At 62.6% G+C, this 24,412-nt stretch carries 31 protein-coding genes; 18 read left to right on the plus strand and 13 right to left on the minus strand.

Annotated elements, in window-relative coordinates; translation table 11 throughout:
- The 7 genes from IQ292_RS11645 to IQ292_RS11675 are packed head-to-tail and all read left to right on the plus strand — an operon-like array spanning position 1 to position 8,868.
- The gene (locus IQ292_RS11645) at positions 1-204 is read left to right on the plus strand and encodes a hypothetical protein (protein ID WP_203310497.1); all 204 of its coding nucleotides are present in this window, start codon (positions 1-3) and stop codon (positions 202-204) included.
- Positions 204-2,582: a hypothetical protein gene (locus IQ292_RS11650; protein ID WP_203310498.1), complete on the plus strand. Its 2,379-nt coding sequence runs from the start codon at positions 204-206 to the stop codon at positions 2,580-2,582. Before IQ292_RS11645 ends, IQ292_RS11650 begins: the two co-directional genes overlap by 1 nt.
- Positions 2,575-3,249 carry a hypothetical protein gene (locus IQ292_RS11655; protein WP_203310499.1) on the plus strand — a complete coding sequence of 225 codons (675 nt, stop codon included), beginning with the start codon at positions 2,575-2,577 and terminating at the stop codon, positions 3,247-3,249. Before IQ292_RS11650 ends, IQ292_RS11655 begins: the two co-directional genes overlap by 8 nt.
- On the plus strand, positions 3,246-3,815 hold the full coding sequence (locus IQ292_RS11660) for a hypothetical protein (protein WP_203310500.1): 570 nt from the start codon (positions 3,246-3,248) through the stop codon (positions 3,813-3,815). Before IQ292_RS11655 ends, IQ292_RS11660 begins: the two co-directional genes overlap by 4 nt.
- A complete protein-coding gene (locus IQ292_RS11665) occupies positions 3,808-4,134 on the plus strand; it encodes a DUF6950 family protein (protein ID WP_203310501.1) in 327 nt (108 codons plus the stop codon). The genes IQ292_RS11660 and IQ292_RS11665 overlap by 8 nt, the downstream gene beginning before the upstream one ends.
- Positions 4,134-6,341: a Hint domain-containing protein gene (locus tag IQ292_RS11670; RefSeq protein WP_203310502.1), complete on the plus strand. Its 2,208-nt coding sequence runs from the start codon at positions 4,134-4,136 to the stop codon at positions 6,339-6,341. The genes IQ292_RS11665 and IQ292_RS11670 overlap by 1 nt, the downstream gene beginning before the upstream one ends.
- A 22-nt stretch (positions 6,342-6,363) precedes the next feature.
- A complete protein-coding gene (locus tag IQ292_RS11675) occupies positions 6,364-8,868 on the plus strand; it encodes a hypothetical protein (protein ID WP_203310503.1) in 2,505 nt (834 codons plus the stop codon).
- Here IQ292_RS11675 and IQ292_RS11680 read toward each other — a convergent pair.
- A complete protein-coding gene (locus tag IQ292_RS11680; RefSeq protein WP_238941033.1) occupies positions 8,822-9,373 on the minus strand; it encodes an acyltransferase in 552 nt (183 codons plus the stop codon). The genes IQ292_RS11675 and IQ292_RS11680 overlap by 47 nt on opposite strands.
- Before the next feature lie 117 nt (positions 9,374-9,490).
- Positions 9,491-10,234, minus strand: a complete 744-nt coding sequence (locus IQ292_RS11685) for a class I SAM-dependent methyltransferase (RefSeq protein ID WP_203310504.1) — start codon at positions 10,232-10,234, stop codon at positions 9,491-9,493.
- Positions 10,235-10,493: 259 nt separating this feature from the next.
- On the opposite strand from IQ292_RS11685, the gene IQ292_RS11690 reads away from it, so the two are divergent.
- Entirely contained in the window at positions 10,494-10,754 is a 261-nt protein-coding gene (locus tag IQ292_RS11690) for a hypothetical protein (RefSeq protein WP_203310505.1), read from the plus strand.
- 29 nt (positions 10,755-10,783) lie between these two features.
- Here IQ292_RS11690 and IQ292_RS11695 read toward each other — a convergent pair whose 3' ends face one another.
- The gene (locus IQ292_RS11695; protein WP_203310506.1) at positions 10,784-11,170 is read right to left on the minus strand and encodes a hypothetical protein; all 387 of its coding nucleotides are present in this window, start codon (positions 11,168-11,170) and stop codon (positions 10,784-10,786) included.
- A gap of 48 nt (positions 11,171-11,218) precedes the next feature.
- Between IQ292_RS11695 and IQ292_RS11700 the strand changes: the two genes are divergently transcribed.
- The 9 genes from IQ292_RS11700 to IQ292_RS11740 all read left to right on the plus strand — a co-directional run bounded on the left by IQ292_RS11700 (position 11,219) and on the right by IQ292_RS11740 (position 17,548).
- The gene (locus tag IQ292_RS11700; protein WP_203310507.1) at positions 11,219-11,752 is read left to right on the plus strand and encodes a hypothetical protein; all 534 of its coding nucleotides are present in this window, start codon (positions 11,219-11,221) and stop codon (positions 11,750-11,752) included.
- Positions 11,749-12,159, plus strand: coding sequence for a hypothetical protein (locus IQ292_RS11705; protein ID WP_238941034.1), 411 nt, complete (start codon positions 11,749-11,751; stop codon positions 12,157-12,159). Before IQ292_RS11700 ends, IQ292_RS11705 begins: the two co-directional genes overlap by 4 nt.
- A 30-nt stretch (positions 12,160-12,189) precedes the next feature.
- Positions 12,190-12,783, plus strand: coding sequence for a glycoside hydrolase family 19 protein (locus IQ292_RS11710; RefSeq protein ID WP_238941035.1), 594 nt, complete (start codon positions 12,190-12,192; stop codon positions 12,781-12,783).
- Positions 12,784-12,864: 81 nt separating this feature from the next.
- Positions 12,865-13,086, plus strand: a complete 222-nt coding sequence (locus IQ292_RS11715) for a hypothetical protein (protein ID WP_203310508.1) — start codon at positions 12,865-12,867, stop codon at positions 13,084-13,086.
- Positions 13,086-13,511, plus strand: coding sequence for a hypothetical protein (locus IQ292_RS11720; protein WP_203310509.1), 426 nt, complete (start codon positions 13,086-13,088; stop codon positions 13,509-13,511). Before IQ292_RS11715 ends, IQ292_RS11720 begins: the two co-directional genes overlap by 1 nt.
- A gap of 133 nt (positions 13,512-13,644) precedes the next feature.
- On the plus strand, positions 13,645-14,061 hold the full coding sequence (locus IQ292_RS11725; RefSeq protein ID WP_203310510.1) for a hypothetical protein: 417 nt from the start codon (positions 13,645-13,647) through the stop codon (positions 14,059-14,061).
- Between the two features lie 18 nt (positions 14,062-14,079).
- A complete protein-coding gene (locus tag IQ292_RS11730; RefSeq protein ID WP_203310511.1) occupies positions 14,080-14,427 on the plus strand; it encodes a hypothetical protein in 348 nt (115 codons plus the stop codon).
- Complete coding sequence (locus tag IQ292_RS11735) at positions 14,427-17,180, plus strand: hypothetical protein (protein ID WP_203310512.1); 2,754 nt, start codon at positions 14,427-14,429, stop codon at positions 17,178-17,180. The genes IQ292_RS11730 and IQ292_RS11735 overlap by 1 nt, the downstream gene beginning before the upstream one ends.
- Positions 17,180-17,548, plus strand: a complete 369-nt coding sequence (locus IQ292_RS11740; protein WP_203310513.1) for a helix-turn-helix domain-containing protein — start codon at positions 17,180-17,182, stop codon at positions 17,546-17,548. The genes IQ292_RS11735 and IQ292_RS11740 overlap by 1 nt, the downstream gene beginning before the upstream one ends.
- 94 nt (positions 17,549-17,642) lie before the next feature.
- On the opposite strand, the gene IQ292_RS11745 is transcribed toward IQ292_RS11740, so the two are convergent.
- From IQ292_RS11745 to IQ292_RS11775, 7 genes are all read right to left on the minus strand, one after another.
- Positions 17,643-18,245, minus strand: a complete 603-nt coding sequence (locus tag IQ292_RS11745) for a PEPxxWA-CTERM sorting domain-containing protein (protein ID WP_203310514.1) — start codon at positions 18,243-18,245, stop codon at positions 17,643-17,645.
- Positions 18,246-18,451: 206 nt separating this feature from the next.
- Positions 18,452-19,108 (minus strand): PEPxxWA-CTERM sorting domain-containing protein, encoded by a 657-nt coding sequence (locus tag IQ292_RS17675; RefSeq protein WP_238941036.1) that lies wholly within the window; start codon positions 19,106-19,108, stop codon positions 18,452-18,454.
- Positions 19,109-19,415: 307 nt separating this feature from the next.
- Entirely contained in the window at positions 19,416-19,652 is a 237-nt protein-coding gene (locus IQ292_RS11755; RefSeq protein ID WP_203310515.1) for a hypothetical protein, read from the minus strand.
- 26 nt (positions 19,653-19,678) lie between these two features.
- The gene (locus tag IQ292_RS11760) at positions 19,679-20,020 is read right to left on the minus strand and encodes a hypothetical protein (RefSeq protein WP_238941037.1); all 342 of its coding nucleotides are present in this window, start codon (positions 20,018-20,020) and stop codon (positions 19,679-19,681) included.
- A complete protein-coding gene (locus IQ292_RS11765; RefSeq protein WP_203310516.1) occupies positions 20,020-20,256 on the minus strand; it encodes a hypothetical protein in 237 nt (78 codons plus the stop codon). The genes IQ292_RS11760 and IQ292_RS11765 overlap by 1 nt, the downstream gene beginning before the upstream one ends.
- A gap of 119 nt (positions 20,257-20,375) precedes the next feature.
- The gene (locus IQ292_RS11770; RefSeq protein WP_203310517.1) at positions 20,376-20,513 is read right to left on the minus strand and encodes a hypothetical protein; all 138 of its coding nucleotides are present in this window, start codon (positions 20,511-20,513) and stop codon (positions 20,376-20,378) included.
- A 586-nt stretch (positions 20,514-21,099) separates the two neighbouring features.
- Positions 21,100-21,294 (minus strand): hypothetical protein, encoded by a 195-nt coding sequence (locus IQ292_RS11775; protein WP_203310518.1) that lies wholly within the window; start codon positions 21,292-21,294, stop codon positions 21,100-21,102.
- 229 nt (positions 21,295-21,523) lie between these two features.
- Between IQ292_RS11775 and IQ292_RS11780 the strand changes: the two genes are divergently transcribed.
- The gene (locus IQ292_RS11780) at positions 21,524-21,778 is read left to right on the plus strand and encodes a Tim10/DDP family zinc finger protein (RefSeq protein WP_203310519.1); all 255 of its coding nucleotides are present in this window, start codon (positions 21,524-21,526) and stop codon (positions 21,776-21,778) included.
- A 278-nt stretch (positions 21,779-22,056) separates the two neighbouring features.
- Here IQ292_RS11780 and IQ292_RS11785 read toward each other — a convergent pair whose 3' ends face one another.
- The 3 genes from IQ292_RS11785 to IQ292_RS11795 form a co-directional block, all read right to left on the minus strand.
- The gene (locus IQ292_RS11785; protein WP_203310520.1) at positions 22,057-22,245 is read right to left on the minus strand and encodes a hypothetical protein; all 189 of its coding nucleotides are present in this window, start codon (positions 22,243-22,245) and stop codon (positions 22,057-22,059) included.
- Between the two features lie 287 nt (positions 22,246-22,532).
- Entirely contained in the window at positions 22,533-23,492 is a 960-nt protein-coding gene (locus tag IQ292_RS11790; RefSeq protein ID WP_203310521.1) for an RES domain-containing protein, read from the minus strand.
- A gap of 359 nt (positions 23,493-23,851) precedes the next feature.
- Complete coding sequence (locus tag IQ292_RS11795; protein WP_203310522.1) at positions 23,852-24,322, minus strand: hypothetical protein; 471 nt, start codon at positions 24,320-24,322, stop codon at positions 23,852-23,854.
- Between the last annotated feature and the right edge of the window lie 90 nt (positions 24,323-24,412).

The raw sequence follows: 24,412 nt of genomic DNA on the forward strand, positions 1-24,412 counted from the left end.
ATGAAGGGGCGCGCGGCGCTGATCCGGCGCGAGGCTGAGGCCTCCATCCGGCTCGCCAGCTGGACCGGCATCTTCGCCCAGGTCGCGCCCAAGACGCATGACAAGCTCGTCCGGAACATCATCGGCGGCAAAAAGGTCACGCGGGCCATGACGGGCCGTGAGATTGGCAGCGTGATGCGCGCCCTAGCCGCAAGGAGCAGCTGATGCCATCCAGCGTGATCGGTGCGCTCCGCGTCACCCTTGGTCTCGACACCGCCGAGTTCACGAGCAGCGCTGTCAAGGCGGAGACGCGCGCCGAGCAGCTGGGCAAGCGCATCGGCGACTCGCTCAAGCGGCCCATCAGCGCGGCCGTGTCGCTGAAGGGCGCCCTTGCTGGCCTGGCAGGCGCAATCGCTATCGATGCGGTGGCCGATGCCACCAAGCGGGCGCTCGACTATGCCGACGCGATCTCTGACCTATCAGACCGGACTGGCGCCAGCACGACGACGATCCAGGAGTTTCGCTATGCGGCGCAGCTCAGCGGGTCGAGCATTGAGCAGGCAGACACGGCGCTGGAGAAGTTTTCGCGAACGCAGGGACTTGCGCAGGCGGGCAGCGATGCGCAGGTGAAGCTGTTCCGCCAGCTCGGCGTCACCTCGACCGATTTCGATACCGCGCTCCGCCAGACGATGGATGGCCTGGCAAAGCTGCCGACCGTCCAGCAGCAGAATGCCGCAGCACTGCAGCTGTTCGGCAAATCGGCCGCCTCACTCGTCCCTCTGCTCGCCCAGGGTAGCGACGGCTTCAACGAACTCGCCCGCCGCGCGAATGATCTCGGCATCGTTCTTCGCGACGATGTCGTGCGCAACGCCGGCTCGGTGAACGACCAGCTTGATACCATGCGCATGATCCTCAACGCGCAGTTCGCCAACCTGATCGCCCAGAACGCCACAACGCTCACGGCACTCGCGCAGAGCATCACCGACGTCGCCGGGTCGATCATCAAGTTCCTGGCGTCGAACCCGCGCACCGCGCTTGCCATCATGGGCGCAATCGCCGGCGCACGCGGCGGCGCGCTGGGATCCGGCCTTGGTGCCGCAGCAGGCTTCATCGCGGGCGACAAGCTCGCGCAGAACTCCGACGATGCGAACAATGACCTTGCGTTCCGCCGCAAGCAATTCCGCGCTGCGATCGCGAACCGCCGCGCCCGCCAGGCGGCGGCATCGTCTGGCGGCCTATTCAGCATCCGCCGTGCCGAGGGCGACGGCTCTGCACAATCCGGCACCTCGGCGGAGGTCGTGCGGCAGGGTAACCTTTACATGCGCGCGATCCGCCTCGCGCAGCAGGGCAATGCGCCGAAGCCCAGTGGTCGGGTACCGCTGGAAGGCAACAGCGAGGCTGCGGCAGCGGCGCGGCGTGCGGCAGCGGCCGACAAGGCCGCCGCGCGCAAGCGGGAACACGACGAGAAGCAGGCGCGGGAAAACGATCGCCGCTATCAGAACGAGCTGTCGCGCGCCGAGGAGGAGCGGCTGTCTGCGATCAGCGATCTCACCGTCAACCAGGAAGACCGAGTCCAAATCGATCGCGCGCTCAACGATCAGGAGCGCAAGGGCCGCCTCGAGCAAATCGCCACCGACGAGCACCTGTCCGAAGCACAGAAGAAGAAGCTGAGCGAGGTGACCGAGGAGGTCTATGGCCTGCGTCAGAACCTCATCAACCAGCGTGCCGAACAAGAAATGGCGCGCGAGCGTCTCGCCCTCGCGTCCGCGCGCAACGAGAACGAGCAGGACATCCTGACTGCGCAGACGAACCTCGCGACGACGGCGAAGGGCCGGCAGGAGCTGGAGTTGAAGATTCTCGACCTCCAATTCGCGCAGCTGCGCGCGACACAGGAGGCGGTGCTCGCATCGGAGACATCGACCGACAGCGAGAAGCAGATCGCGCGCGAACGCCTGAACGTGCTTGGCACGCTGCGGGACCTGGGGCGGCAGCGGATCAAGAAGGAAAACCAAGGGCCGCTGGCGCAGTATCTCGACGGCATACCCAAGACCGCCGACGAGATGAACCAGGCCCTCGAGGGAATCCAGACGCAGGGGCTCGACGCGCTGATCGACGGGATCGCCAAGGCGCGTGGCAGCTTCAAGGATCTCGCCGCGACTGTTCAGAGCGTCGCAAACGACATCATCTCCTCACTGCTCAAGATCGGCCTGCAGAAAGGCATCGCGGCGCTGTTTGGCAGCCTTCTCGGCGGCTCGCGCGGCGGTGGGGTTGGCGCGCTAGCCGACGGCATCAACTGGAACCCCTTCGTTGCGGATAGCAGCGGCCTCAACTTGTCTGGCGCGCGCGCGGGCGGCGGCCCGGTGGTGGGCGGCAAGAATTACATCGTAGGCGAGATGGGTCCGGAAATCTTCACTGCGCCGCACAGCGGCCAGATCGTCGCCAATGACGACATTGGCATGGGAGGCGGCCGGGTGGTCAACCAGACGATCAACTTCACCGGAGCCATAGATCTGGCTACCAGGACTGAGGTGTACCGGGTCGCAGATGCCGCGCGGGCCGCGGCGATGAAGGGCATTGCGGAGCAGGGCCGCAGGCGTGGCTGAGATCGTCTGGCCCGCTGACCTCGCTCCGTTCCGAGTCGCATTCTATCTGCAGGCGCACGCGGGAGGAAGCGAAAGCCCGCTGACGCGAGTCCGTAAGGTCTACGGCCTTTCGGCACCGCGATGGATTGCCCGACTCACTTTCCGAGCGGCCTATGAAGGGGCGCCTAGGTTCGGTGACGCAGCCGGGTTCGGGGCGCGGCTCGACAGCCTGATCGCCGATCTGCAGGGCGGATTGGTCAAGGCGCGCTTCCACGATTATCGACGCCCGCTGCCGATCGCGGGGCAGGCTCGCGTTGATCGGCTGACGGCAGATGCCGCGCCGGCCGGGTCGACATTCCTCCGCGTCCGCGGCTTTGCATCCCACGGGCTCGCGATGGGTGTCGGCGATTACATCGGCGGCGACACGCGGCCGCACCTCGTATCCGCAGCGGCGACGATCGCTGCGGGGGGCGTCATTACGGGTGCAGGCAGCATCTACGCCGATGCCTCCGGTGTCGCGCTGATCGGCATCAACCCACCGCTGGCCCAGCCGGTGGCCGCGGGATCGGTGCTGACCTGGCCTGTCACCGGTCGCTTCGCACTCACCAGCGACGATGCCGGGCAGAACGAGACGACGGTGGGCGAGGCGGCGGAGATCTCACTCGACTTCGTGGAGGATCTGGATTGAGCCGGAACCTGCCACAGGCGCTGGCGGATGCGATCGCGGATCGTGTTGTTCGGCCCTTCCTCGCCGTCCACATCGACTTTCCCGACCCTATATTCGCGTGGACAGGTCGTGGCACGATCCGCTTCAACGACGAGGACTGGACGGGCATTCACAGCATCGGCGCGATCGACACTATCGGCGAAGACACGGACGGATCGGCGACCGGCGTCAAGGCCACCTTGTCGGAGGTGCCGGCGAACTTCCGCGACGACATCGCCGACCAAGCGGTGCGCGGCTGCCTCTATGAATTGTTCGTCGGCGCGCTGGACGAGACATATCAGCAGGTCGTCGGCTATAAGCTGATCTGGAAGGGCCGGCTCGGCTCCTACGAAATCGTCGACGGCGGTGAGACCCTGACGGTGACCGCTGGCGGCGAGAGCCGGCAGATCGATCAGCGCCGGCCGTCCATCAAGCGCTTCACCGATGAACGGCAGCAGCGGCAATACCCGGGCGACCGGTTCTTCGAATATCTCCCCCGGATGACGGAAATTCCCATCCTCTGGGCCAAGACGAACCAGAGTGGCTGATCCCGATTGGGCGCATCACTGCGGAGATCAGTGGCGCGCCCACGTGCTGACGATGACTGGGCAGGACATCTGCGACGTCGTCGGCCCGTCGCCGCGACGTCCGCGCGATTGGGTGGCCCTGATGCGCCGTCAGGGGGTGCGTGACATGGCGGGCGTCATCAGCGCCGTTCACGGGCCGCCCTGCCCGCCCCGCGCCGCGCGGCGCGGCGACATCGTCCGGTGCGGTTGGGCGATCGGCATCTGCCGCGGCGAGCTCGCCGAATTCTACGGAGGCGACATGGTCCCGATGCGCCGCGTTGAGCAGGCCTGGCACGTCTGATGGGGAAGGTCGTCAAGGCCATCGCCGCGGTGGCCATTGCCGTCGCGATCGCAGTCGCCGCCCCTGCCCTCGCCCCAGGGTTGGTTGCCGTCCTCGGCTCGGTCGGGGTCACGGTTACCACGGCCGTCGCGACTGCAATCATTGGCGCGACCTTGTCACTGGCAGCTGGTGCCCTGCTCAGCATCGTCGCCGGCAAGCCCACCACATCGGGCGGCGGCGCAAGTCCGACCACCTTCCGGCAGTCGATCGTCAACGCGCGGATCATCTATGGCATGCGCCGCGCCGGGGGCGTCATCACGTTCTTCCACCCCAAGAAGGTCGGCAAGACGCACTACCGCTATTTCGTCGTGGCGGTCACTGGTCACCGCTGCGCAGGCGCCAACCGCTTCTTCCTGAATGACCAAGTCGCGCCGGTCGACGGCAGCGGCAAGGTGATCTCAGGCCCTTATGCTGGGGCGGCGTGGCTGTGGTTTGATCGAGGCGATGCTGATGCAGTCGCGAACCCCGTCTTCGTCGCAGAGTGTGACGGCAAGTGGACCACCGCGCACCGCGGACGCGGTGTTTCGAAGCTCTATGCCAAGTTCGAGATGACGGACGCGATCGTCGAGGCCGGGTTTCCGAACATGACCGTTGAGGTCCTCGGGAAGGACGACATCCGCGACCCCCGCACCGGCGCGCGCGGGTATCTGCGCAACGCTGTAGCGATATTCTACGACTGGATGGCCATGCCGCGTGAAGACGGCGGCTTCGGGTCCTATCCCGACGAAATACCAGACGACGATTGGCTGAGCGCCATGTGCAACGTCGCCGACGAGGCCGTGCCGCTGCGCGCTGGGGGCACTGAGGAGCGCTATGCCTTCGACAGCGTCATCGAGGTCGGCGCCGCGCCGAGCGAGGTTCGCTCGACCTTCGTGACCTGCTGTGCTGGCAGCTACACCTATTCCGGCGGCAAGCACCTGATGCGGCCCGGCTATTGGGTGCCGATCTCCGCGCGCATGGACGAGGATGATCTTGCCGGCCCGATCAGCATCCCGCTGCTGTCCGACGAGCAGGATCTCGCCAACGAGGTGTCGGGCACCTTCATCGATCCGACTGCCCTCTATCAGCCGCAGCCGATTCCCACCCGCTCCATCCCGTCAACCGATCTGCGCCAGGGCGACTATGAGCTGCCGCACATCACCAGCCACCCGCGAGGCCAGCGCATCCTCGAGATCATGCTGCGCCGCTCGAATGCGGAGAAGCGCGTCAGCTGGCCGATGAACATCATGGGGTTGGGTGTCGCTGCGATGGACACCGTCCAGCTGGGCACGGCGCGCTACGGCCTGTCCAACTATGCCTGGACGGTGAAGAGCTGGGGGCTCGCAGCCGACTTCTCGGTGGTGCTCGGTCTCCGGGAGGAGAACGAGGGCATCTACCACTGGAGCACGGCTATGGAGCTTCTGCCCGGTGAGGTGCCCACGATTGCGCGCGCCGACCCCATCGGTACGGACCGAGCCGCATACGCCATTGTGCGTCAGTCGGTCGCCTATCCGCTCGACAGCACGAAGGACACGATCACCGCCCAGGCGTTCGAGGCGACAATCGATGACGGCCGAGTGCTCTCTTTTCCGGGGCAGACGATCACCGGCCTGGCGAGCGGCACCACGTACATCGTGCTCTGGGACTTGACGGCGTCCACGTTCGTCGCCTTCCCCTCGCCCGCCCTAGAGCAGGTGGCATCTTCGAATTACGTGCTGGTTCGCGAGATGACGACGGCGAATGCCGATGGCACCTATCCCTCAACGCCGACGGCGCCAGGTGGAGACGGAGGCGGCGGCTATGGCGGCGGGTATTGCGTCACCACCGACACGCTGATCCTGATGGCAGACGGCAGCTGGCGGCGCGCCGGCGACCTGTGCGCGGGCGATCGGGTGCGGACCCGTCATGAGCATACCTTCGAATGGGGCGTCTGGGAGGTCACGGCCGTGGGCATCGTCCGGGCCGAGGTTATGGGCGCACGGGGCTACCCGACTGCGACGCCTGACCATCGCTTCTGGACCGAGCAGGACGGATGGTTCCGCATGGCGCAGATCGGCACCGCGGCAGGCTTGGCTGATGTCGTGAAGATCACGGTGGCCGGCGCCCACACCTACGTCTCGCGCCATCCAGACGTGCCCGAAGGCGTGTTGTCTCACAACATCAAGCAGATCCAGCAGAACGACGCATGAGCGTCGGATCCTCGGAGCCCCTATGACCGCTGTCGCCTACCTGCCAATCGTCGCTGATCGCTATACCCCATGCGTGCGGACCATCGCATTCAAGGGTCTCGACCTGCGCGGTCTGACGCTGCGTATGCAGCTGCGGATAGCCGTCGATACACCGGGCGTCGCCCTTGTCGATCTCGGCTCAGTCGCAAACGCGCAGGCGCAAGGTCTCGCCTTGCTGACCGTGGACGATGATGGCGGTTTGATTACGAGCACGCTCCAGATCCGGATCAGCGAACTGACGATGGAGGGGCTGCCGTACGTTGGCGAGCTCGGATCTCCGACGCAGCTGGCGTATGACCTGATCACGACGATCGGTGGCGATAAGCGCGTCCTGACGCGGGGGCCCTTTGTGATTGAAGGGGGCGTAACGGGCGCTGACAACGCGCCGGCCAGTCGGCCATATGGATATGGAGCACGGGGCGGCTCGATTAGCGGTATGCGGACGGGTGCGACGCTGACGTTCGGCGAGAACAGGGTTGAGATCGTACTCGACAGCGCCGACTTGGTGGCGCCGATCGCGAAACGCGCAGAAGACGCGGCGGCGGCGGCAGAGAACGATCGAGCATCGGCCGCAGCGGAGCGCGTCGCTGCTGAGCAGGCGCGAGACCAGGCAAATATATCCCGCGATGTCGCCACGACGGCGCAGCCGACCTATGCCACCCAGGCCGCGGGCGAATCCGCAACGGCTGTCGGCGCGCTTTTCGCCGTCGCGCCTGGCGATGGGACGGCTCAGATGCGACGTCGCACGCCCGGCGGCTCCGACTATCTCTACGACTTTCAGACGACCAAATTCAGAAGCGCGCGAGGCGGAAACCCTCGGCTAATCCCGCTGGCGCAACGGCTGGGTGCGCAGGCGTTCATCACCGAGTATGTAGTAGGCGATGGCAACGCTGACGACAGCGATGCATATCAGGCGGCGCAGGAAAACGGAAATGTTCGAGAGTGGCTTTACCCTGAAGGCTGTTCAATTGCGCTAACTCGCACCGTTAATTGGCTAGGCGAACGGACGCACCGCTTTGCTAATAACGCGCGGATAGTCGCCGAAGTCGAAGGGTATGGCGTTCGTGGTCTCGGCTACCCCGATCAGATCGCAGCAATCGTACAAAATCCCATCCCGCGGGACTCGATGTCTTTCGTTGCCACGAATGCCAGCGATCTCTCTGCCGGCGACGACTTCTACCTATATGACGTGTCTCGCGAAGAGTATGACATAAACGTGGTTCGTAAAAAGGTAGGCGACACGGTTTACACCAAGCGGCCCATTAATTTTTTCTTTGAAAATCCGAGCGATGTTCGGGTCTACAAGCTGGTAAACGCTTGTAGAAACATTAACGTTTTTGGCGGGGAGTTCCGCAACGTCCTTAACTCACTGAACGCGAACGGCCTTGGATTCTTGGCCGCAACGGATATTTTTATCCGTGACTCCGTAGCGGCTAAGACTGGTGGTATCGGCATCGGGTTCGAGGTTTCGATGCGTTTTGCCACAGACACGGTTGCAGCAATCGAAACCGGCGCCGTGGGAATGGGTCATCGCAATGTTAAGGACTTCACGCATCGGTTTTTCATCGGGCGCAGACCGCAACGCGACGAAAGCCTTACATTCTTCAAAAGCTGCACTAACGGCGAGATAGTCGGGCCTGACATTGAGCAGTATCTCATCGGCGAAGCTCCGGCAGGAAATACTGGATTGAGCGGGAATTGCATCTTGTTGGACGAACGTTGCGATTTTATTACGATTCGTGATGCACGTCTTAGTATGTCAACTACTTACCCCATCTTCATCAATAATGGGTCGCGCAGAAATAAAATTATTAATCCAGATATTCAGCTCGCAAATCTTGGGGGAGTTCGCATCGCTCTCAACTCCCATGACAATGTTGTCGAGGGCGGTCATATCCGTGACATCATCGATGAATATGACGCCGAGGTTGCGCCTGCGCCTGGCCTTCGCACCGCCGCAATACAGGATGACGCCACCTGTTCCGGCAATGTTCTCGGCGAGGGCACACGCGTTTCGCGGATCGCTGGCGGGGTAGCGGTTCGCCAAGCAGGGGTTCGCGGCCTTATCATTCATAACGGCGACGCTGATTATCGCGGTGGCAAGCTCGCTATCTCCACCAGTGACTGGGACGCAACGGCCAGGATCGGCACGCGCCTGGTCGCCCAGCCAGCCGTGAGCGGAGCGAATGCGTATCTTCGGGTTTTTGGCGAATCCAAGGGGGGTACTGATTATGCCGCCGTTTCGATCTCTGCCGCCGCAGCATCTCCAGCGGATCTAGTGGGCGTAGGCGATGTCGTCGTCGCAATCCCTGACGGTCAACCGTATGTCACGTACAGGGGCTTCGACGGCGTCACGAAGACTATGCCGGCGCCCCTTGGAGCCCAGTTGGCTGCCCAGGAGCCATCGACAGCGGCTACGGTGGAAGGCCTACGAGCAGACTTCAACGCGCTGCTCGCGAATATGCGAACGGCAAAACTTCTAGGTTGAGGTCTTCAGTGCTCAATTCTTTGATGCGCCGTGCTGGGACGCCAGCGTAAACGCCGTTCGCCTCAGTATTGCCAGCGACTACGGCACCAGCCGCGATAATGCACCCTGAAGCCACACTGACGCCTGGAAGGATAGTAGCGCGGGCGCCGATCCAGCTCCCCTCACCGATGCGGATGCCATCGTATCGAATATCACCGGCCCGTTCACTTGCGGGACCGACCGCATGGGTCGTCGTCACCAACATAACCTCGCATGCGATGCGAACGCCTTCACCGATTTCGATCGGGGCATTGGCATCGATGAAGCACCTCGCGTTGATGGATATGCTGCCCATTGTTCGAAGCCCATCGCCTGACAGGAAAATGCCTTCAGACAGGTAGGTCTGATCAGAAAGTCTGTGCCCAAGTCGCCGTACGATGCGGCGACGGAACCCCGCAGGGATCATTCCTGAGCGCTGGACCGCGTTCAGCGTCGCGTAGCGCAATCTACCGAGCCACACTTTCATGCGCCGATGCTGCGCTCGAACCCATAAGCAAGCAAGCGGCATTACGATCGCTTGTCGGGCTGGCTTCACGGGCAGCCTACCCCTTCTCTATCTGGCAACGGCCGGTCTGATGGCACCTCAGTTATCGCGCCGCTGAGCCATTACGGTAACGCTATGAACGCGACCTTCGATCCCCTGCTCGATAATTGGGGCGCCCATTCCGTGGAGAGAAAACAGGGCCAACACATGAGCTAGATCGTATTCATTCATTTCGACAAGTGGTTCGCCCAGCGCCCGCCCCTTGACGGCGTTGGTCAGCATCTGGACGCCCGGAATAAAGCGTTGCGCCCAGTAAAGCAAAGCCTGATGCCGACGGTCGCCCCGATGCACGGTGAATTGCAGCGATATAACGCCGCTCGGAGCGACGACGGAAAGTAGGCGCTCAATAATCCGATAGCCCCGGTCAACTGGGATGTGTTGCAGGACGATATAGCTGTTCACAAAGTCGAAGCTGCCAGCAGTTTCGGACAAGGCGTCATCGGACTGGACCAGTATTGCGTTCGTTAGGCCGCGAGCGTCGAGATTGCGCTGGCATTCCGCACGCATCGATTGGGAAATGTCGACTCCTACCGCCTGCTCAAAATGGCGAGTTAGAGGTATCAACAACCGGCCTACGCCGCAGCCGAAGTCGAGCGCTCGGCTGCGGTTGAATTGACCGAAAGCGACTGTCGCCTCTTCGAGCCGATCGCGGATGAAGGCGTCCCCACTCTCAAAGAAACCTTCGGCTGTACTGCTGCTCGCGCCGCGAAATTTCGGCACAGACAGAACGCCATAATAAGGATCGGTTCGACCCCATCGTTCCCACGCGGTATCAGTATCCATGCGACGATGCTGCGCTCGAACCCATTGGCAAGCAAGCAGCATTACGATTGATATCGGGGGTGGCCGTCACGGGCAGCCTAGGCCCTTCTGTACCTCTTAACGGTCGCTCGTACCTGCAAACTTTCTAACGGCGACAACAGAGCGCAGGAAAATAATGTGCAACGGCGATCTCGAGAGCCGATTCGCAGATGAACCTGGCCAAACGCCGTGGCGTTATGAAGTCAGAGGCCAGCGTTTCGCCGGCACCGGGAGCCCCGCTTTGTCCGATACCCCTTTCATCGTGATCGCCATCCTGATCATCCTCGCCTCGATCGTCACGCTGCTCTCGACGCCCCTGCTTGGTCGGATATCAGCGCTGCAATCGGGCGTTGTCCGCGCAGTCGCCTATGCGGTGGTCTTCGTGATTGTGCTGATCGTTGCCTATGGCGGGTGGCGCGTGCTTTCGGAAGCAGGCGGTACAACCATTGCTTTCCATCAAAAGCAGGCGAAGCAGCTGGAAGAGCCTATCCTGCTTCGCTGACCTTCGGCTAGGGATCGAGCGCCACTACGCTATCTCGGATCCGCATCGGCGGGGGTGGTCTGATTCTGCTGCTGGCGATCCGTTGCTGCGGACGCAGTTGCTTCCCGACTCGCATCGCTTGCAGTCTCGTACGCGGAGGTAGCGCTCTTCTGCGGCTCGCGGGCGGCGGCGAGCGGATCGGCCTCTGCCCCAACGCGATATCGCTCGATCCGCAGCGATAATCGATTGCTGATCCGGTTATCAAGTCTGTTGTTTACGCGCCTTTGGTTGAGAGGCTTGGTCGGGTCGCCTGGCGTCGTCAGTCGGGCGCCGTAAGCTGTGGCAGTATCCCGCGCGGTGCGTGTCGTCTGCGCTGCTGCCGGTATCACGCAAAGCGTCGAAAGCAAAAAGATTGATGCGCGGGCTGTGCTGCTCATGGCGCTCCCTACCACATTCTGTCGCCTAGAGACCATCTGGAGATACCGATGACCAACATCAGCTTCGCGGCCCAGGCGGTCGCGAAAGGACCGATGACGGCCGCCCCGCCCTCATTCGACGGGCATGGGTGGCTCGTCGTAATCAACCTCGCGGGGATGACCTTCGCTTGCATCGTTGCCTTCATGTTCGCCTATGATGCGCTATCCGCGATGAGGCGCAACAGGGGGCGGGACCTACCGAACCATCCGGTGACGATCTGGCGCCGCGCGGGGCTTTGCTTCGCTGCCGGGATCGGCATCCGCACCTTGTTCGCCGCCGTCGCCCTGTGGAACTGGGACCCGCGCGACCCGGCCGGCACAGGCTGGTTCCTGACCCTTCAACGCTTCGGCGATCCCGTTGCCCTAGCCTTTGGGCTCGCCGGGCTGACGCTGCTCTACCTGTCGGCGCCCGGTATGGTCGCGCACCTACGCCGCAAGCCGTTCCCTATCGCCATGTGGGCATCGCTCCCCATGCTTCGTCGGCCAGCCGCCATTGCGCTGCTGAGCTTCATTGCGGCCGTCGGCGTGGTGTCGACCCGATGATCTACAAAGGGGCGGCAACCATGGGGGCTCTTCTTCCTGTCGCAGCGGCTGCGATCGCAGGCGACAAGGGCGCGACGGTTGCCACGAGTCAGCCGCTTATCTGGAATTTCGTCGGCTATCCGTTCGAAGCGGGCAGCATGATCGCCGGTATCTGCGCATGCCTAGCGGTGCGCTTCTACGTCACCGCCAAGGCGGGCAAGGAACATCGCTGGACGCTCGACTGGCCGGTGAGTGCGCTCGCGCTGCTATTCACGGCCGGCGCGATCATGCGGCTCCGGCCCGACCCTGCGCTGGCCCTGATCTACGGGACCGGCCTTGGCGCGATGGGCGTCACGATCATCACCGTAGCGCTGAATTTCGTGCAGTCCCGCATTCCTGGTGCTGACGAGAGCAAGCCACCGGCCTGAGCCGGCACCTCCATCCAAAGGACAACCGACATGATGGACGTTGCAGGATTGCAGCGGCGCCTGGGCGTGCGCGTCGACGGCGACTTGGGGCCGATCACGCTTGCCGCGCTCTTCGTCCGCTGCGGAGCTAGACCGGACACCGCTGCCGCGCTGGCGTCGACCGGCGAGATGGCGCTCGACGGCGCCCTGATCCTCGCAACGCCGCTGCGGCTCGCGCACTTCCTCGCGCAGGTCGGCCACGAAAGCGCGGGATTTCGCCAATTCGTCGAGATCTGGGGACCGACACCGGCACAGCGCCGCTACGAGGGTCGAACTGATCTCGGCAACGTCAAGCCGGGCGACGGTTTCCGCTTTCGCGGCCGCGGGCCGATCCAGATCACCGGCCGGACCAATTACCGACGCTTCGGTACTATCATAGGCGTAGACCTGATCGCCGATCCCGATGCAGCCGCGCGTCCGCCGATCGGCATCAAGCTCGCCTGCGCCTTCTGGACCGCGCACCGCATCAATGCAGCGGCTGATCGCGACGACGTCGAGGCGGTCACGCGCATCATCAACGGTGGCACCAATGGCCTCGCTGATCGCGCCGCCCGATTGGCGGTCGCGAAGGCCCTGCTCGCCTGACCCCATCGCCCAGCCATAGCGATCCTTCCGCGTCACCGCCGCAGGCTGGGCGGCGCGCGCCTCAACGAAAGGGGTAACCCCATGTCCGACACCAAGAACTGGTGGCAGAGCCGTACCATCTGGCTGCAGATCGTTGCTGCCGTCTTCGCGCTGCTGAGCGCCTTCGACCTTCTGCCGGCCGATCTCGATCAGGAGCAGGTCGTCAGCGTCATCATGGCGATCGTCGCCGGCGTGACGATCATCCTGCGCTTCAAGGCGAGCCACGCGATCGCGCCGACGCCGACCAACACCAGCCCCGGCTGATGTGGCTGAAGTTGCTGGCGGGCGCGGGCTCTCTCGCGTTCGCCGTCTTCCTGATCCTGGCCTACGGCAACGCGCGCGAGGCGCAGGGCCGGCTGACGGAACAGGTTGCCGCTGCGAAACGCCAGGCGTTGGCGGATCGCAAGGCGGGCGATGCGGCCCTGGAGGCCGAGCGCCGGGTGACCGCGGCGGTGGACGGCTATGCCGCCCGCGCCGCGGCGCTGCGCCCCATCGTCCTCACCAACACCAAAGAGGTCATGACCTATGCAGCGACACCTGCCGGTGCTGCTCTGTGCCGCGCTGCTGAGCGCGTGCGGCTCGTCGACGGGCTCGACGCGGCCCTCTTTCCTCCCGCCGCCCCCGTCTCCGCCGACGGCCGCACTGCAGCCGTGCCTGCCGACGCCACAGGCGCGCCAGCCGGACGGTAGCGCGTCCGCGGCCGATGACGACGCGACGATCCGTCAGGGCCGCCTCGATCTGCGCTCCTGCGACGACAAGCGCCGCCTGCTGCTCGACGCCTGGCCTCGCTGACCCCCTGTTCAACAACGAAGGACCACCATCATGGCGAATAAGTTGTATCCCAAATACAAGCAGGCGCTGCTTACCGCAGGCGTCAACCTTGTCACCGGCACCGTGAAGGCGCAGCTGGTCGACACCAGCGCCTACACCTATTCCGACACGCACCAGTTCCTGTCCGACGTGCCTGCGGCCGCCCGCTACGGCACCGCCGCGACGCTCGCGAACAAGACCGTCGTCAACGGTGTGTTCGACGCGGACGACGCGCTGTTCACGTCCGTACCGGCCGGCTCCACCGGCACGACCGACAAGGAAGAGGCAATCGTCCTCTACCTCGACACCGGCACGGCCGGCACGTCGCAGCTGATCTACTACATCGACAGCGCGACCGGTCTCCCGGTCACCCCCAACGGCGGCAATATCGTTGCCTCCTGGGACGCGAACGGCATCTTCGCCCTCTAAGATCGGGAGACGTCGGCGATGCCGATCCAGAGCGTGCCCCCGATCGCGGCGGGCTATGCATATCGCGTGCGCCTGCAGGTGACCGGCGAGGACCCCGTGTTCCCTGTCGGCTGCCGCCTGCGGGCGCAGGTGCGTCCATTCGTCGGCTCGACGCATGTCGCGGGCACGCTCACCACCGAGAACGGCGGGATCACCCGCATCGATGATCAGACGGTGGAGCTGGAGCTTCCCGAGGCGCTGACCGCGAACATCGACAACGACGCCGCCTGGCTCGATCTCGCGCGCGCCGACCTCGATCCCGACGAATGGATCCCAGTGCAGATCAAGCTGCCGGTCATCACGCCCGTGACGGAGCCGGAAGCCTGATGCGCACGATCATCGTCGACCGGCTGATCATGCCGGCGCTGATCAGCGCGAGCAGCGGCCTGACGGCTCTCCTGCTGCCGGCCCCGCCCCGCGACGTCGGCGGTCGGCTGACGATCCGACCGCCGTTCCTCCTCGGCAACGGCCAACTCTACCCGCCGGCGATGGCGCCGGGATCCGTGGCGATCGCGCCTGCTATGCTCGGCACCGCGGTCGTTGCGTTTGCACCCCGCATCATCGTCGCGCCGACTGCGGTGACGCCGCCTGTCCTGCTCTCCACGGTCGCCCTTTTTCCGCCATCGGTGCAACCGGGCGGCGTCGCCGTCGCGCCCGCAATGCAAGCCAGCACGGCCGCACCCTTCGCGCCCGACGTTCGATCTGCCGCAGCCGGAACCATCCTGCCGCCCTTCGTAGCTTCGTCAGGTTTTGCGAACGCGCCTGCTGTCCAGCCGGGTACGGTCGCCGTCCAGCCTGCGGCGCTGCCCAGCGCGGCCGCCCCATTCGCGCCGACGATCCAGGCCATCGCGGCAGGGTCAATCGCACCTGCGCTCTTGGCCTCGTCTGTGGTTCTGTCGGCGCCGACGGTTCAACCGGGCGCGGTTTCCGTCCTCCCCGGGCTTCTTGCGTCGGCATCGGCGCTCTATGCGCCAATGGTCCAGTCGATCGCCGCGAACAGCGTGCAGCCCGCCCTGCTCCCCTCGGCGGCTGTATCGTACGCACCAACGATCGCCGCAGGTCTCGTGACCATCACGCCAGCCGCACTCGTCTCGGGCGCACAGATGTATGCCCCGATGATCCAGCCCAGCGCCGCTACAGTCGCGCCGCCTGCGCTCGCAACGACGGCCAGCTTCTATGCGCTGTCCGTGCTGCCGGGGGTCGTTGCGGTCGCCCCACCCCTCCGCGCGAGCGGTGCATCGCTCTTCGGCCCGGTGCTCCTGCCCGGCAGCGTCGTCGTCATGCCGCCGCAGCTCGCTTCGACTGCGCTGACCTATCCGCCTTCGGTTACCGCTGCAGCGGCGGCGCCGACCGCTCTGATCTATATCGGCCTCGGCGATTCCAAGGGCGTCGGCGTCAATCCGCGCGAAGCGCAGGACACCCGCGCGCCCAACACGTACAATGCTCGCAGCCGATCGCCGGCGGGCATCAGCACCAGCCTTCCTTATGACCAGGCGATCGCGCCGGACGGCAACAGCTACCTCTCGCCCTACGAATATTTCGCCAAGCAGGTCGCGGCGGACACCGGCCTGCCGGTGATCATCATCCCGCATAACTGGAACGGCACCAGCATCTTCAAGCCCGGCGGCACTCAGGGCGAATGGGGTGTCGGCGCTACTTTGCACGAGAGCCTGATCGATCGCTGCAACGGTACCGGCGCCTATGCCGGCGCTGGCCTGGTCAAGGCGGCGATGGATGCCTTCCCGGGCGCAGCGGTGGCGGGCATGATCCGAATCGAAGGCACGAACGACGCGGGGTTGAGCGGTTCGGACACGGTGACGCAGGCGGCGTTCTTCAACGCCACGGTCAACGGGGATGCAGACTTCAAGGCGCGCATCTTCGCCAATGGCGTCAGCGGGGCGACGATCGGCAACGTGCCGACCTACATCCTCGGCCTTCTGCCCGAAACGATCGCAGCACGACGTACGCAGAGCGGCCTGAACGTCGAGCTTGGCCTGCGCCAGGCAGCAGCGGCAATCCCGAACGGCGTGTTCTACAAGTCGCCGGAAGGCGTGGCGATCACGGATAACCTGCACGAGACGCTGCCTGGCGTGCGCAACTCCGGCACGCAGCTGGCACTCCTGCGCTCCAGCACCACCCCGGTGACGATCCTCAATGCCTCGACCTTCGCCGTATACGAGGGGCAGAAGGTCGGGTGGGAGCTGCTCACCGACCAATATGCCTACCTCAGCCTGACCGGGCCGGATGCGGCGAAGTTCATGATCGATGCCGTCACCGATACGACGGACGCCAGCATCACGTCCGGCCGGATCCGCTATATCCTGCGCTTTGCTGGCGACGTGACGAAGACCTATGCTTCGCCCGACGACGCCGACGGCGACCACGTCTACCAGTTCACGATCAACGCCCTCAGCGGGGGGCGTATCCTGACGACGAAGGCCGTCAGCCTGTCGGTGGTGCAGGCGTATGGTCAGGTCGGCACTGTCGCAGCGTCTGCCCCAATGGCGCCGTTCAACGTGGCGCTGACCGGCAACACCGGCCGCGACATCGCCAACTTCTCCGTCGGCGCGGGCATGAACCAGATCGTCTTCCGCAAGGCGAATGGACCGGCGGTCATTCAGGGCATCTGGATCGACGGCATCTACTTCCCGCGGCATGCGAGCAGCACCAACGAGTTCGCGATCATCTACGCTGCCATCGCCAGCGCGCGTACGGTCACCGCGCGCATCGCCACCGACGCGGCGGGGTCGCTGTCGCTCGCTGGCTACGTCGAGACGGTCACCGGCACCACTGCGACGCCGACCGAAGTAGTGCTGGTGCCGACGCAGCAGCAGGGCTCGCCCCACGCCGCCAACGTCACCACCCCGGTCAACGGCCTGTCGATCGCGGCCGGCCTGACCTATCAGGCTTCCGTCAACGGGCCGGTCAGCGGTAGCCGCCAGGATGCGCTGACCAACATCGGCGACGGCAACATCTATTGGGCGGCAGCGCGCTTCACTGCCGGCGCCGGACAGATCGGCTTCAACGTCGGCGGCACAGCGTACATGTACGTTGTCGCCTCGTCCTGGGCAAAGGCGTAGTGTCCGTCATCTGTCCCTGCTGCGGCTATAACCTGCGGCGGGAGCAAGCGATCGTCGTCGGTCCCTTCTCCTACGACCCGACGCTCCCCGCCTTCTGCATCGACGGGGAGCCGGTGCGATGCCGCCCCCAAGTGCGCGAGATGCTCGGCAGCGTCATGCAGGCGCGCGGGCGTACGCTATCGTTCGATGTGCTGGCTGATCGGGTTGGGTCGGACGCGGCCAAGTCGGCGCGGCTGATCGACGTCGCACTCTATGAAGCACGGCGCATCTTCGGGGCCACGCCCTATCTCTGCCCTATTGAGCGCGTCCGCGGCGCGGGGCTCCGGTGGACGTTTTCCGAGTCAAAGCACGAACATCGGACGGCATGATCTGCCTTAGATCCTATGCGGTCCTCCGGGCGTGAAAAGCCGCCGTCAGGGCGAACCAAACGGCGGCTTCCTTCGCCTATAGAAGGTTGATTGTTCAGGCGAAATGGACAGTCACGTTAGTGTTCGCTCTCGCGCGGCGACGCATTGCGAAGCCGATTGCACCCATGCCAAGAATCATCAACGCCCATGTCGCAGGCTCTGGCACCGCGCCGGCGACATTCACTGAGAGGTTATCAAACGCGACTGGCAGCGGATAGTTGGCGAGATCGACGAAGGTCACTTTACTCAAATCAGACCAATTGAAGCTATAAAAGGTTGGCGAACTATTTATAGCCGACACGATCGCGCTATAAGTCGGCACGTCTGCCACATAGCCTATGAAGAGCACCTGCTGTGAGGGCTGAAGCGGTGAACCAAAATACGCGCTATTGAGCGTGAACGGGTTCGTAGAAGAAAAACTGGCAACCGTGCCGAACGCGTTATAAGCAACGTTTCTTGACGAAACCAACGCGCTCGAGTAGCCCCCTTGAGGTGTGTTGATGGTGTCAAATACATAAACATTCGACCAGTTAAGGCCACCATAACCGTTTGGAACGGGTACAGAGCTTCGTAGATTGTCGAAAGTCAGGACCTCTGCACTTGCGGGCCCGGCGGTTGAAAGCAATGCCACGACGGCTGCTGCTAACCAAAGTCGCATTTTTATCTCCCTGATTTGCCATCTTCATAGGCGTCCAAGCGCAGCAATGTCGAGCCGTTCAATCGATCAATTGATTAGAACAGAAAGAAACGAATTTCCTAGCGCATACCCCGCCTGATGCTTCTATGTGGCTCGTCAGGCACGAAAAAGCCGCCGTCAGGGGCGAACCAAACGGCGGCTTTCTTCACCTATCGAAGGGTGGGCCTTCAGGCGTAACGGACAGTAACGTTCGTGTTCGCTTTCTTGCGGCGACGCATTGCGAAGCCGACTGCACCCATGCCGAGAATCATCAGTGCCCAGCTTGCGGGTTCGGGGACAGCTGCGGTCGAAGCAATCGACAGATTGCGAATGCCCACATACTCGTTGCTGAACCTGATGCTCGAGATCACGTTTCCGGCCTCTTGGAACCCATAAGTCCCAGGCGTAACGAGATTACCTGGGCCCTCGAACGTCAGACTGCCAAGCGAATTTCCTTGGACGTCGAATGCCTCCATCATCGCATTTGCAGACGCATTCTCAGTGGTCCAATTCAAATCCGCTAAAAAGCCGCTGATTGCCGTCGCGAACGACAGCGTGAAGCTCGCGTTCATCGCGTTAAGGCCAATCATGGGCGTGCCGGACCACGTTCCGTTGGTGGCGAACGCATATCCGCCGGTCCAACCAAAGACCGAACCGAAGCTCGAACGGAATGTGATGCCAGGACCGAATGTCTCCGGACCCGCATCGTTGCGCTTGTTCAATGAGGGTATGGTAACGGCCGAGCCATTGGGAAGAGCGGTTATGACTGCTGCCGAAGCCGGCGCGCTCACGGCAATAATTGCAAATGCGGTGGCGGCAAGCGTTGCGACATTGGCGAACTTCATATTGACATCTCCCTCCCCGCGCACAGGCGCGGGCTGAAAAGCCTATTAATCTGCCGTTCAGCAACAAGATAGGCTGCAGACGAAACAATTTGCAATCGTGCCATATCGGCGCGTTAACCGCCGCTACTTCGCGCAAGCGTCTGCCGCGCCCCAACGGATAATTCGCGGCATACCGACCGCTGCTTGCCCGGCCTAATCTCGCGGGAGCGGACCTTCCAGCCGCTCAATGTGAATGGTCAATAGGTTCTTGGTGCGGCGCTCGAATATCGCCTCATCATAATTGCTCGTGCAGAGACGTTATGGAGCCTCAGCGCCTCACCAGATCGGGACATGGATGCGGCTCGTCGACACCCCAGACGCCATGTCTGGGCGAAAGCGGCGAGCCGCACATGCTCGGCCGCAGGATGACCGTCTCGCTCTCGGGCGAGCCCATGATCCGCCGCACCAGGTCATCCACGATCTCCTCGCGCACGTGCTCGATGTTGATGCCCGTCGCGCGCTGCTTGTACGGCGTAGTGACCGACAGCGCGACGGAGATCGTCATGCGCAGATCGTCCCGCGTGACCAGTCTCACGATGCGCGAGCCCAAAGATTGCGTACGCCAAGCGCGCGCTCGTCCAACCCGAAGAAGTCAGCAAGGCGCCGATGCTCGTCAGGCTGGATCGCGCGCGGGACGCCGTCGACCACGAAACGGCGCAGATACCCGCCTGGCCGGCCCAGCATACGCGAGAGAGCCGAATAGCTCTCGCCGCTCCTGCCGATCGCCGCGGCGAGCGCTGCACGCGGGTCGGCCTCCCGCTTGTCGATGCGGGGCCGCGTTGCGGGGCGCGGGCGCCCCCTCGCCTCGATCCGGGCGCGCTCCTCGAGATACCATCGATCGTAGACGACCGTCCTGGCTGATCCGGCCGTCATCAGTAGCAGAGCCAGTCGAGCTCGGCGTCGTCCACCGCCTCGAACATCTCGCCTGCTGCCTGCATCTCGTTGAGGTGCTTGCGGACGTCCCGCGGCGTGCCGGCGCGCGGAAATCGCCGGTCGGCCTTCGCGGCCTTCACCAGCTCGCCTACCGGGCCTTCCCGATCAACCTGTTGCAGCACCCATGCGCCAAACGCTGGGCGCGCTTCTCCGTAGCGATCCAGACCAAGCTGCACCGTTCATCCTCCGACTCAATGTGATGACGGAGGTTATTACGTTCCCTTTATGTTCTCAACCCTGCCGCGCTTCGTAAGCTGGATCGGCCCACATGCCGGTAGCGTCGAGGGATCTCTGCTCAGCTGAAATACTCACCACCTGCAGGCTGCGATGACATGAGAACGATGCGGAAGACGATCACGGCCACCCAGAAAAAGACGAACAGTGCGAACGCCCATTTGAGGGCGATCCTCTCACGGCGATGTAGCTTGCGCATGGACATTCCCTCGTGACTGCAACCGGATACACGCATTGATCGAGGTCAATGGAACCGCATCGGCTCAATAACGAGGGTCTCACGCGTTGTTTCCCGCAATGGCGGTGCGCCTTCCCACCTTTCTTCGTGAGCCGGTCACCAGTGACTGCTCACTCGTCTTCCGCGAAGATTGCGCTCATGTCCTGCAGCGTGGTCGGGCTTAGGCGAAGGAAAGACGAGCGGCGATCCTGCCCCTTGGTACGAGCCAGTCGTCCCGATCTTTCTAGCTGAGAGATGAATCGTAGGGCGGTGGTCCGCGGCGCGGCGGCGGCCGCACAAGCTTGGCCGACGGTAACGTCAGCACCATGGCTGACGAAAAGATGCAGGAGGATTTCCCACGCCGGATCCGCAAATCCTGCGTCAGGGATAACTTGATCGCGGAGCCGACGAAGCCGAACGGCCCGCCGCGCTCGATCGAGCACCTCCGGGGGAGGCATTTGTGAGTCATCAGGTCCCATACGGACCAATTAAAATAATTACATCCGATCCGGTCAAGTCTGATTGGTGGTTAACCCGACCCGCCACGAACGGCGAGTCGGGCGTTAGATCACATGGGTTTGGCGCCAGCGGTCCCGCACTTGGCGAACTGCCCTTTCGCGTTCTTGCAGCGCACGACCTTCGGCGGAGCCTTGGCCGCGCACTTGATGAACTTGCCGGTCTTCGGATCCTTGCACGGTGCGGCGATCGCGGGCGCGCTGGCGACCAGGCCGATCGCAGCCGCGGCGAGAATAAGCGTACGCATGTCAGATATCCTCCTGCCCAAGAGTCGGGCTGACTTGGGTGCGCCGAGAGGCATCTCACGTCAATACCCTAGGCCCGCTACCCACATGTTACCAAAACATTAAAGTACCATAATGAAGCTATTTTAGCAGTAACTTTGCTGACGCTATTATTGCAGACTGCTGCTTGACAGTTAAAACCGCCCATGTCAGCGTACGAGAACCTTAAGCCACGGTCCGAAGGAGCTCTTTATGAAGCTTTTCACTTTTGTTGCATCGGTCGCCGTATTTCTGGTGCCTTCCGCTGCTCTTGCCCAGCGCGAGGTTACCTGTAGCGACAATTGTTACAACCGTTACGTTGATGCAATGAATAACTGCGAAGCCATTTTTCAGCAGGAAAGCTTTGGTGGTTACAACACAGCGGCAGGCTTTGATCGAGACAACTGCCAAGCTGCCGCTCAGGCCGATTACAATCAATGCCAGGATTACTGCGCGTACAACGGGTAATTTAGCAGCGGATTGACATATTGAAAACTGGCGCAACATGAAATTGCTGCGCCAGTTTTCTAGGCTGAAAGAAATAGACTCATCGCATCTGATCGAACCTTTGCACAACTTCCCAAACCTTGTCGTGAGGGCACGCTGACAGCCCGTTGGGACGCTTTAACCGCGTTCTGGCTGTTCGGCGGCCGTGACCAGAGATTGTCACGTACATGCTGCGGAAGGCGCCTTAAGCACCGGCAGTCCGACGCCGAACGCGGCGCCAAAGGACGCCCCCTTCGCCTTCATTGAGAAGGCTCTTTCTGATTTTCGATGTGCTTCACCCGCTCCAGCGCCTGAAGGATCACGTTCAGGTCGATCGCGGAGAGCTTGCTCTCCTCGTCCACCAGATCCTCCGGATTGAAGGTCGCTGCGAAGGCGTGAAGGTGGTTCAGCGCGACCGTGAGTCGCGTCGACTTTTCGTCGTCAGTCATGACGGTAGCTTACGATGAGAATGCGCCCCGCACCAAACGGTCAGATATCGAGATTGCGAGGCTCAGTCTCGGCAAGCAACGGTCCGACTTCCCGGATCGCCGAACCGTCCTGATGAACGCTGATACACGGCGATCAACTCATTGTCCGTCCCCGTTGATGAGGTTGGCAGGATCGGTTGCAGGCCAGCTGATCATCCGAACCTTCGAGGTGGCGCGGCGTCATTCGCGAGCCCCTCAGATTTTGCCGAGCAGCCGCGGCTCTCATTGCTCCCTGCCTCAATTACTCCTTATATCGGCGCAATCTCTCGGTGTAGAGCAGCAAGCGGCCATGTTCCGCTGGCCCCCCATTCAATGCAGCCATCGCCGTGGCAGGAACCCCTTCGCACAACAATCGGCTGGTGCGGCTCTAAGTCTGAATTCGGCAGCAAATTAGGTGTGCTATCGAGCTTTACCAACCAAGCCTCGAATGGCGCAAAATCTTCCATGGCTGTATCAACCGGGGCAGCGATATTGACGCCGCGATATCCAGCTTGAACTGTAGGATAATAGAAACCTCGAACCTCATCTAACTGCAGAAGTGCCTCCGCCAGTATATTGGATAGATTATAATGCCCGGTCACACCGGCGGGAGCCATCCTCAGTGCAATTTCAGAAAGGCCAAAATCTTGGGCACGCCATTGTTCATACGTCCCACGCTTCTGCAGAAATTTTCGGATTGTAGACTCAGCCGGCAATCCGCCGCGCGCATTCGTCATGCGATCGGCAATCGTCCCAAATTGAGGTAAGCGCTGAAGGCCGACCTGCGCGTACACGCAACTTTCTCGCTTTCGATATTTTAACACAAGCACCACAGCGTGGCTGTCGGGTCTCGCTCGTATCTCTGCCAGCGAAATGAACGGCGAGCTCGACACATACAACATTGATTGACCAGCCCTATTAAAACGCCCTATCGAGCAATATTGTGCAGGCTTCGCAAGTAATTGTGATACATGCGACCATGGTGCCGCGGGATCAAGACTTTCATCAGATCGAGCCCTAAAGCTCGTCATCGGGACACCGCTAAGCCGTCGCGTCACATATCCGACGGCAAACCGGTCGAATAAATCTTTCAGCTCACTATCTGGCACATTAGATTTATCAGCCTTTATTAAATCACGCCATTGTTCGTGCAATTTTTTATAGTCGGCAATCGATCTTAGGCGGTCGATTACGTAAAGGTGACGATCGACAATTTTAAGTTCCGACATATTTTTGGCTTACTTCCGTCACAATATTAGATGACTACCCCATACGCATTCAGAACGATGATGACCCGCCCCACCTTGGCCTAGACAGCTTTACTTCTCGTAACTCACCCGCCCTCAGCGCCACAGCTAAGGCACCTCGGTTGCAAATGATCGATTAGCGATCCCACGACTCACACCTGAGGTCAGCAGGTGAACGTAACCTCACTGCCAAAAATTCACAAAGCCACTACCGCTCATACATATAGCTAAAGGGAGAGTCGTTTTGATGGCTGGCGCCCAAAGGGCGGCGATACCGAAGCACCTGCCGCTGGCGCCACCGCGATTCGTCCGCGTAAGCTTCGCGCTCGATCTGCTCTAGGTCAGCCGCGGACATCTCCCGGCCCGCCGAGCAGCAACATGCGGGTACCCCCGGTCTCGTATTCCTGGGCGACAGGAGCGGCGATCCGATCATAGACAGTGGCGCCGTCGGCCATCACGACGTTGGCAAGGAACGCCTGTTCGAACGTCTCAACCTCGCTGGCCACGCTCTCCAGCTTCGCCTTGATGACGAGCAGCAGCGCCCGCGCCCGCTGGCGTGCCGCTTGGGCCGCGCGATCCAGCCGCTGTTGGCGGGTCAGCGCGCGCCCGCGGCCGTCCTGTTTCGGCATCGCCTCCATGGCGGGGATCGCCACCCTGAACCGGACCATGCGGCCAGCCATGGTGAACTGGACCGTGAAGCGCTCCGGCTCGTCGTACTGCGCGATGCGCTCTGCGCCGGCGCGCTTTACCAGCGCGACGATCTCGGCGATCGACTTCTCGACCGGCACGGTGGTGCTGTCAGCGTAGGCCACGAGCGTCTCCCACGAGACGAACGCGTCCGGTGCAACTCCGGTGCAAGTTGGCGATGTTCTCTCGATGTTCTACGCCTGTTCCGCTTTTCC

Source organism: Sphingomonas beigongshangi (genome assembly GCF_016820445.1).
In the GTDB taxonomy this organism is placed as follows: Bacteria; Pseudomonadota; Alphaproteobacteria; order Sphingomonadales; family Sphingomonadaceae; genus Sphingomonas; species Sphingomonas beigongshangi.

Coding starts and splice junctions, on each gene's coding strand:
- IQ292_RS11645 (WP_203310497.1), top strand. CDS start 1: ATGAAGGGGCGCGCGGCGCTGATCCGGCGCGAGGCTGAGGCCTCCATC.
- IQ292_RS11650 (WP_203310498.1), top strand. CDS start 204: ATGCCATCCAGCGTGATCGGTGCGCTCCGCGTCACCCTTGGTCTCGAC.
- IQ292_RS11670 (WP_203310502.1), top strand. CDS start 4,134: ATGGGGAAGGTCGTCAAGGCCATCGCCGCGGTGGCCATTGCCGTCGCG.
- IQ292_RS11675 (WP_203310503.1), top strand. CDS start 6,364: ATGACCGCTGTCGCCTACCTGCCAATCGTCGCTGATCGCTATACCCCA.
- IQ292_RS11680 (WP_238941033.1), bottom strand. CDS start 9,373: ATGAAAGTGTGGCTCGGTAGATTGCGCTACGCGACGCTGAACGCGGTC.
- IQ292_RS11685 (WP_203310504.1), bottom strand. CDS start 10,234: ATGGATACTGATACCGCGTGGGAACGATGGGGTCGAACCGATCCTTAT.
- IQ292_RS11695 (WP_203310506.1), bottom strand. CDS start 11,170: ATGAGCAGCACAGCCCGCGCATCAATCTTTTTGCTTTCGACGCTTTGC.
- IQ292_RS11700 (WP_203310507.1), top strand. CDS start 11,219: ATGACCAACATCAGCTTCGCGGCCCAGGCGGTCGCGAAAGGACCGATG.
- IQ292_RS11705 (WP_238941034.1), top strand. CDS start 11,749: ATGATCTACAAAGGGGCGGCAACCATGGGGGCTCTTCTTCCTGTCGCA.
- IQ292_RS11710 (WP_238941035.1), top strand. CDS start 12,190: ATGATGGACGTTGCAGGATTGCAGCGGCGCCTGGGCGTGCGCGTCGAC.
- IQ292_RS11715 (WP_203310508.1), top strand. CDS start 12,865: ATGTCCGACACCAAGAACTGGTGGCAGAGCCGTACCATCTGGCTGCAG.
- IQ292_RS11720 (WP_203310509.1), top strand. CDS start 13,086: ATGTGGCTGAAGTTGCTGGCGGGCGCGGGCTCTCTCGCGTTCGCCGTC.
- IQ292_RS11725 (WP_203310510.1), top strand. CDS start 13,645: ATGGCGAATAAGTTGTATCCCAAATACAAGCAGGCGCTGCTTACCGCA.
- IQ292_RS11730 (WP_203310511.1), top strand. CDS start 14,080: ATGCCGATCCAGAGCGTGCCCCCGATCGCGGCGGGCTATGCATATCGC.
- IQ292_RS11735 (WP_203310512.1), top strand. CDS start 14,427: ATGCGCACGATCATCGTCGACCGGCTGATCATGCCGGCGCTGATCAGC.
- IQ292_RS11745 (WP_203310514.1), bottom strand. CDS start 18,245: ATGCGACTTTGGTTAGCAGCAGCCGTCGTGGCATTGCTTTCAACCGCC.
- IQ292_RS17675 (WP_238941036.1), bottom strand. CDS start 19,108: ATGAAGTTCGCCAATGTCGCAACGCTTGCCGCCACCGCATTTGCAATT.
- IQ292_RS11755 (WP_203310515.1), bottom strand. CDS start 19,652: ATGACGATCTCCGTCGCGCTGTCGGTCACTACGCCGTACAAGCAGCGC.
- IQ292_RS11760 (WP_238941037.1), bottom strand. CDS start 20,020: ATGACGGCCGGATCAGCCAGGACGGTCGTCTACGATCGATGGTATCTC.
- IQ292_RS11770 (WP_203310517.1), bottom strand. CDS start 20,513: ATGCGCAAGCTACATCGCCGTGAGAGGATCGCCCTCAAATGGGCGTTC.
- IQ292_RS11775 (WP_203310518.1), bottom strand. CDS start 21,294: ATGCGTACGCTTATTCTCGCCGCGGCTGCGATCGGCCTGGTCGCCAGC.
- IQ292_RS11780 (WP_203310519.1), top strand. CDS start 21,524: ATGAAGCTTTTCACTTTTGTTGCATCGGTCGCCGTATTTCTGGTGCCT.
- IQ292_RS11785 (WP_203310520.1), bottom strand. CDS start 22,245: ATGACTGACGACGAAAAGTCGACGCGACTCACGGTCGCGCTGAACCAC.
- IQ292_RS11790 (WP_203310521.1), bottom strand. CDS start 23,492: ATGTCGGAACTTAAAATTGTCGATCGTCACCTTTACGTAATCGACCGC.